Source organism: Endozoicomonas sp. YOMI1 (genome assembly GCF_024606345.1).
Taxonomy (GTDB): Bacteria; Pseudomonadota; Gammaproteobacteria; order Pseudomonadales; family Endozoicomonadaceae; genus Endozoicomonas.
Genome location: NZ_JAHHPM010000127.1, coordinates 1 through 5,946 on the forward strand (window position 1 = coordinate 1; position 5,946 = coordinate 5,946).

Sequence of the window (5,946 nt, forward strand, 5' to 3'; positions counted from 1 at the left end):
CAGATCATACCAGCTGTTATGAATACCATAAGTGATCCCTTTGTTCTGATCAGCCTTGCAGGCTTGGTGGCTGGGGTCTGAACAGACAATCATTCCGGCCTCCTGAGCCATTTTGCGCCGGACATTGTCGTCAATAAACTGGTTCATTCTCTGCACTGGCTCGGTTGTCCATTCAAAGTTTTCGGAGATCTTTGAGCCATTGGCTCTGAGACCGTAGACTTGGGTGTAGTTTTTCTTACGCTGATCCCTAGGCCGCCCGGTTACCTGCGCCAGATCAGCCGCACCGTGCATGGCAGCTTCCAGATGCCGTTGGAATTCACTCTTGTTGCCAGGCTCGGAGGTAAACTCTTCAGTCAGCTGCGGTGGTAAGTCAAGACGGGTAGCATCAAAACCCAGAGGTCGAGTCACCGTTAATCCGGGAAAATCAGCCCCAACCCCGCAACCACGGATAACGTCCATTCGATCTGCAAAGCGTAATATGCTCAGGTACCAGCGCACAGCCTCAGACAGGTTCTGCTCACCTTTACCCTTGACATCGTTTTCCTTGCTGACCATTGCCAGCGCCATATCCTCCAGCAGCTGTTCAGGGTAGTGCCCGGCCAGGTCCCGTTTGAAATAATCAGCTGACCTTGATTCTTCCATTGATTTGTCGACATCTTCGGCAGCAGCATCATGGTAAATAATTGCCAGAGACAGGAGTTCTTTTTCGTCCTGGCTCAAGGAGCATTGCTGAAATTTCTCCAGCAATTCCATGTACCAGTGCCCATTATTCCTGGCCCGCAGGACATGACTGCAGCTGTGCTGCGGTTTCCACACGGTTGGTATGATTTCTCTGCCAAGGCTCTGGATCACCCGTTCCGGTCCTGGACGGCGGTAATAATGCTTCAAGACCTTCAGGATGGTTTTTTCATTATCGCCGACATTGTCAGGCAGGACCGGCGACCTCTTGAACGCGTCCACTACAAACTGTAATGCCGCTGGTACCTCGGTTACCAGTGGTGTTGCCGATGCACCGGAATCGTTGAGACCGAGAGATTTTTTCAGGTCCTCAATGTCCAGACGAGACTGTTCGACATACTTTGGCCAATTTTGGTAGAAAGGATGTGTTTTCCGATTAACCCACAGTTTTTCAACCCATTCGATATAATCATCCGCAGTTAAATCATCAATAATCTCCTCACGGGGTTTGCAACATTTGTCCAGAGTTACTTTAAGCCAATACAGAGTCTTTTCGTCCAGGCAAGCATTGAAATGAAAGAGGGCCAGCAAGTGGGATTTGACTGTGGCGAGGGGTGGAGGTTCAAAACTCACATCTAATACCCTTCTCATATTTTGCTGTATTTGCACTTCATTGAGCCCCTGACAGATTCGGTTAAATTCCACGACGTTTCCCGGGCAACCGATTAAAGGTATTTTCTGGAGATGTTGCAGGGTCAGAAAATCAAATGGACCAAAGGCAGCCACCATATAATTCATTGCGCCCGCTGGCATTACATGGTCCGTGGTGGGGTCCTTCATCATCACAATACTGGAAGTATCTCTCCCCAGCTTTGTCCCGCTCTGCAAAAGCAGATGAAGTAAGCGACAAGCTTCTTGCTCCTGTTTCTGACTTTGCTCATGCTCTGGCCCAGTGTTTCTGCGCATTTCGGAACACACTAATAGGTCAAGTAAAGAAACAACCCCTCCTCCATAGAAAAAACGTTGGTGAATGGGCAAGCCACTTTGTTTTAATTCCAGAAGCTTTTCATAACTGTAACAATAGGGATCATCGACCAACTCGATGGCCTGTTGCAATTTGCACATAACTTCCGGTGAGACGCTTAATTCTAGGCTTAGTGTTTCTGCCCGCAAAGACATTGGCAGCAGATTTAACAGGGCTCTGAAATGGTCTGGGTCTATGCCCTGTGAAAACGCATAATCATCCAGAGAATGCTCATTCCTGGCCAAGCGATTACTGTCCAGCTCATCATCAAAATAGACCTGAACAGAGCCCGTGCGGTGGCAATAAACAACCAGAGGCAAGGGTTTAAGGTTTAATACCTTTTCACACTGGCGCTTGTCCCGCAGGATGTCGGAAATATTTATCTGTGCATCGTCGTAAACGCAAAAGCATTTGATGTCTTCTCTGCCATATTTGCTGAGCAACAGTTCCGGATAATCAGCTGGGCGGGTACCATCGCCGGATTTCAATTTTGGTAAACTGAACGTTCCATCCGCTTGCAGATGTCCTGAGGTGAAAAGGGGGGGATAAACTCTCCAGATGATCTGATCGTCACGCTCAAGACGTTTAACGAGCAATGATTGCAGATGAGGCAGTAGTTTTATTGGCAGTGTTTCCGGAGTTAAGTCAGACTCCAACATCAGAAATCTTGTCCCTGCATTACGTTTATAAACGTAGAGGCATTGTGGATCAATAATGCCTACCATCCATTTGCCAAGATTTTCTGGCATACGCTGGGTGGGCATCATCCCCCCCGGCAGGGCGAGGGTGAAGGGTCTTGGTGCCCCCTCACCCGAAAAGTAATTATTTTCTTTAGTCAATTTGATTCGCCGAAACGCCAGATGCCCATTCCCAGCAGCCCGCAGTAGCGCTTGTCGCTCAGACTCCCTGGAATGACGGGGTAGCAGCTTGCTGGTCGATTCGCAGACTGTCCATGGATCAGAGGCTATTACCGGCTGGTTTTCAAACTTTGGTGGAGGAGTGCACGGGCTCACAGAGATCCCCCGTTCCTTGGGCAACATTCATGGTAATACTCCAGCAGAACTTATTATTTAGCCACTTCAGTGTGGGTGGATTTTATTGTCTTTAGAGTCACTGGCAGGTAAAAAGTTCCATCAGGGTCCCACGTAGCTGCATTTTCATAGCAAGATCAAAGGATTGTACATACCCGCGCCGCTGGCGGACTCTGAGGATCTGGCTTTGCTATCTTTTTTGGCGCCAGCATTTCCCATTCTCTTGGGTGGCCATCGTTAGTAAAGTAGGGTCGCTTAAGGCTGACCACGGCAATACCCCGCTCTTTCAGCACTTGTTGAGCTTTCTCCGAAGCCAGCGTTTTTTGCGTCAAGGTGCCCAGATTCATCCGAATACCGTCGCTTTTCAGCCGCTGCACCTCTTTCTCCAATGCCTGTTGCGTTGCCGGGCTCATCAGCGATGGGTCATGTTCGTACTGCATCTTTTCGAACAGCGTCATTCCGGCCGGAATGTGCACCTGCGCCAGATCGTGCCAGCTGTTATGAATACCATAAGTGATACCATCATTCTGATCAGTCTTGCAGGCTTGGTGGCTGGGGTCTGAACAGACAATAATGCCGGCCTCCTGAGCCATTTTGCGCAGGACATTGTCATCAATAAACTGGTTCATTCTCTGCACTAAAGGTTGATTTAGATGATGATGGAAAAAGTGATACAACTGTGTCCTCTCAAGTTCCTGATATAAACTTACCAGACTATTTGAAAAATGCCGGGGGAAGAGTTTTAATCTTTGATGACTTAGAACGATGCACAATAGAAACAGAAAGTATTCGTAATTTCTCAAAAACAGAGTCGGGATCAGGTCTTTGATTCTGTAATCAACCACAACTGCAATTATTGCGTAGTAGTATACCCTTGGCTATTGATGTCTGCATAAAAGGTGATCTGGAAGCCCCTTCAGAAATTCCTGGAGCTAAACCCTGATATTTATAAGCAACTCTAACCTAAATGACTTACCACTGGCTGGCTATCCTGTCCATATTGAAGGTACCAAAGGTAAAATTATTGAATTTTTACATAGGTATGCAGAAAAAGGATTTCGTTTTAAGGCAAAAGATATTGATCAAAATGAAAAAACAGACACTAAAGTAAGTGTGAATATAAAGTTATGTCTGGATAATCTTGATCTGATGAAGGTAGTGAGAGATTTTTTTATGGCTTCAATAAAATTCACGATAAATTAGAAATGCTCAGCGAAACTGGTATGAACGAAGAATTATCAAAATATAATTTTAGCGTTTGCAGTGGTCCCATCAATTTACTGCAAAACATCAAGAAAGATCAGAGAATTCAAATTGAATTTAATAGGTTTGAGTCATCAAAAAGCCCCGCACGTTTACAGATCAACTCAATCGGTAGCCAAGTAGAGTTCAAAGATCTATCTAAAGCATTGAAGGTGCTTTTTAATATAGACTAGCTTGTAGCCATCCAAAAAATGGGTGATCCACCATTGCTCCTGTCATCAAATAGTGCCTTCTTTATAGTGGGGATTTTTATCACATAGCGCCTGGTATTCACAACCTCCGGAAGCGTAACGAATCCGTGTCAGATACTCAGTTGCCGAAAAATGTTTTTTCATCATCCCTGCACATTCGGCCGAATCATCTTCCGGAGAGGGGACCGTTGTTTCCGGATTGATCAAATCGCTAATGAAGGCAACTTTTGCGCTGTCAGGCATAGGGCTATGCAGGGCATGGCAAATAACGCCAAAAGTCCCGGTCAAACACTCGGCCACTCTATCGACTAAATACTTTTCATTATTCGTTTTAACTCGAGTTTGAATTTCATTTGCTTCAAAATCTGGAATTACCTTTATCTGAATGTATCTGGGGTCGACTAACGGTTCAGGCCTGTTATAGATACTCATTCGGGCCTCGGCAGGCAGCCATTTTTGTTCCCAATCATTGAAATATTCAAACACGTCGAACCCGGGCTTAAACACATCGGGATTGCGAAAATCAAAACAGTCATATTTCATCAGATGAACAATTACCTTGTGATTAGCGATGAAATAAAAACGGTCAAAATGATCCTTATGTGTTTCATTGAGCCCATATTTACCGTGGGAGAGATGGAGAGCGTGTTTCACGTCGTCAGTCGAGAGGCCATCGTCATACATACGTTGTTCTGCTGACTCAGTTAAACGGGCCGCTTTACAGGGGAGGCCGACATAAATTACTGGTAAGGTCTTACATGCTTGTAACTCTTCATTGGTCTCGAGCCGGATTTGATCGGCCAACTCCTTTGGTGATAATAATAAAGAGTGAGGGCTGGCCATTTTCCGGGCAGGGATTTCCGACGGTTGTCCTGACACAACGGGAGGTGACATTTGGGATTGAACAGAAACTGTCGCTTGTTGTTTAACGTGTAACTGCTCATTTTTGCCTGGCAAAACCTCAGTTTCTGTCATTATTTTATCGATTTTACTGGGCTGTAGAGGATCGCATGTGGAATTTGCCCGTCTTTTTTCAGCAGTTACTTTAACGTCTCTCCCTGAGAAGCATGAAGGGCTTGATATATTTTCTGAACTTTTTACTTCCGCAGAATTATTATCTGAAGTAGGGGCCTGATGACTCTCTTTCAGAGGGGATGTGCTTGCTCGAATATTCACAACAATTCCACCTAATAATAAGTTGTTTGACTGTTAGTCAGTTTTGGACCAAAAAGCGCAACCAAATGAAAACACTGGAAATTTATCCTGACAAAAAAATAAAATATCTCTGCTTTTTTACAGCCAGCAACATCAAGGAATGCTAAAAACAGAGGGCTTCAAATGCACAAAAAAACACAGCTTTACAGTGTAGTATGGAGCTCCATTTCTTTCCTCATGAAATCTGTAATTTACTTTCCGGAATATCTCAGAAGGAAAGTAAGGTCGTAAATGGTCCGCCCCGCATTGCAAGGAATAGTTTTCCATCATGACTAAATTCTTGTTTGTCTTTACTTATAGATTTACGAAATGGGGAGCCATGATACGAACGACATAACCCAGTGCAGTGAATTTACGACACCAGTAGTGTGAATCTCCACAAGCTTCAATGCCAATAGCGCATTGAGGCAGATTGCAATAAAGGGCAAGAGTGCTTTGCGATTAAGTTTCTTTTTAATAACCACATGACCTTTGGCATCAACACCATGAAGCTGGAAACTCTTTTTGCTCAGATCAATTCCGAGAAAAGCAACCTGGCCTTTTT

At 45.1% G+C, this 5,946-nt stretch carries 3 protein-coding genes and 1 pseudogene; all 4 read right to left on the reverse strand.

Going from position 1 to position 5,946, the window contains the following annotated elements:
• On the reverse strand, window positions 1-2,715 hold a 2,715-nt coding region (locus KDK15_RS04675; protein ID WP_257294203.1), incomplete at its 3' end, for a hypothetical protein.
• Window positions 2,716-2,870: 155 nt separating this feature from the next.
• On the reverse strand, window positions 2,871-3,362 hold the full coding sequence (locus KDK15_RS04680; RefSeq protein WP_257294204.1) for a hypothetical protein: 492 nt from the start codon (window positions 3,360-3,362) through the stop codon (window positions 2,871-2,873).
• Window positions 3,363-4,214: 852 nt separating this feature from the next.
• Window positions 4,215-5,363: a hypothetical protein gene (locus KDK15_RS04685; RefSeq protein ID WP_257294205.1), complete on the reverse strand. Its 1,149-nt coding sequence runs from the start codon at window positions 5,361-5,363 to the stop codon at window positions 4,215-4,217.
• A gap of 341 nt (window positions 5,364-5,704) precedes the next feature.
• Window positions 5,705-5,946: pseudogene (locus KDK15_RS04690) on the reverse strand (hypothetical protein); the annotation flags it as partial.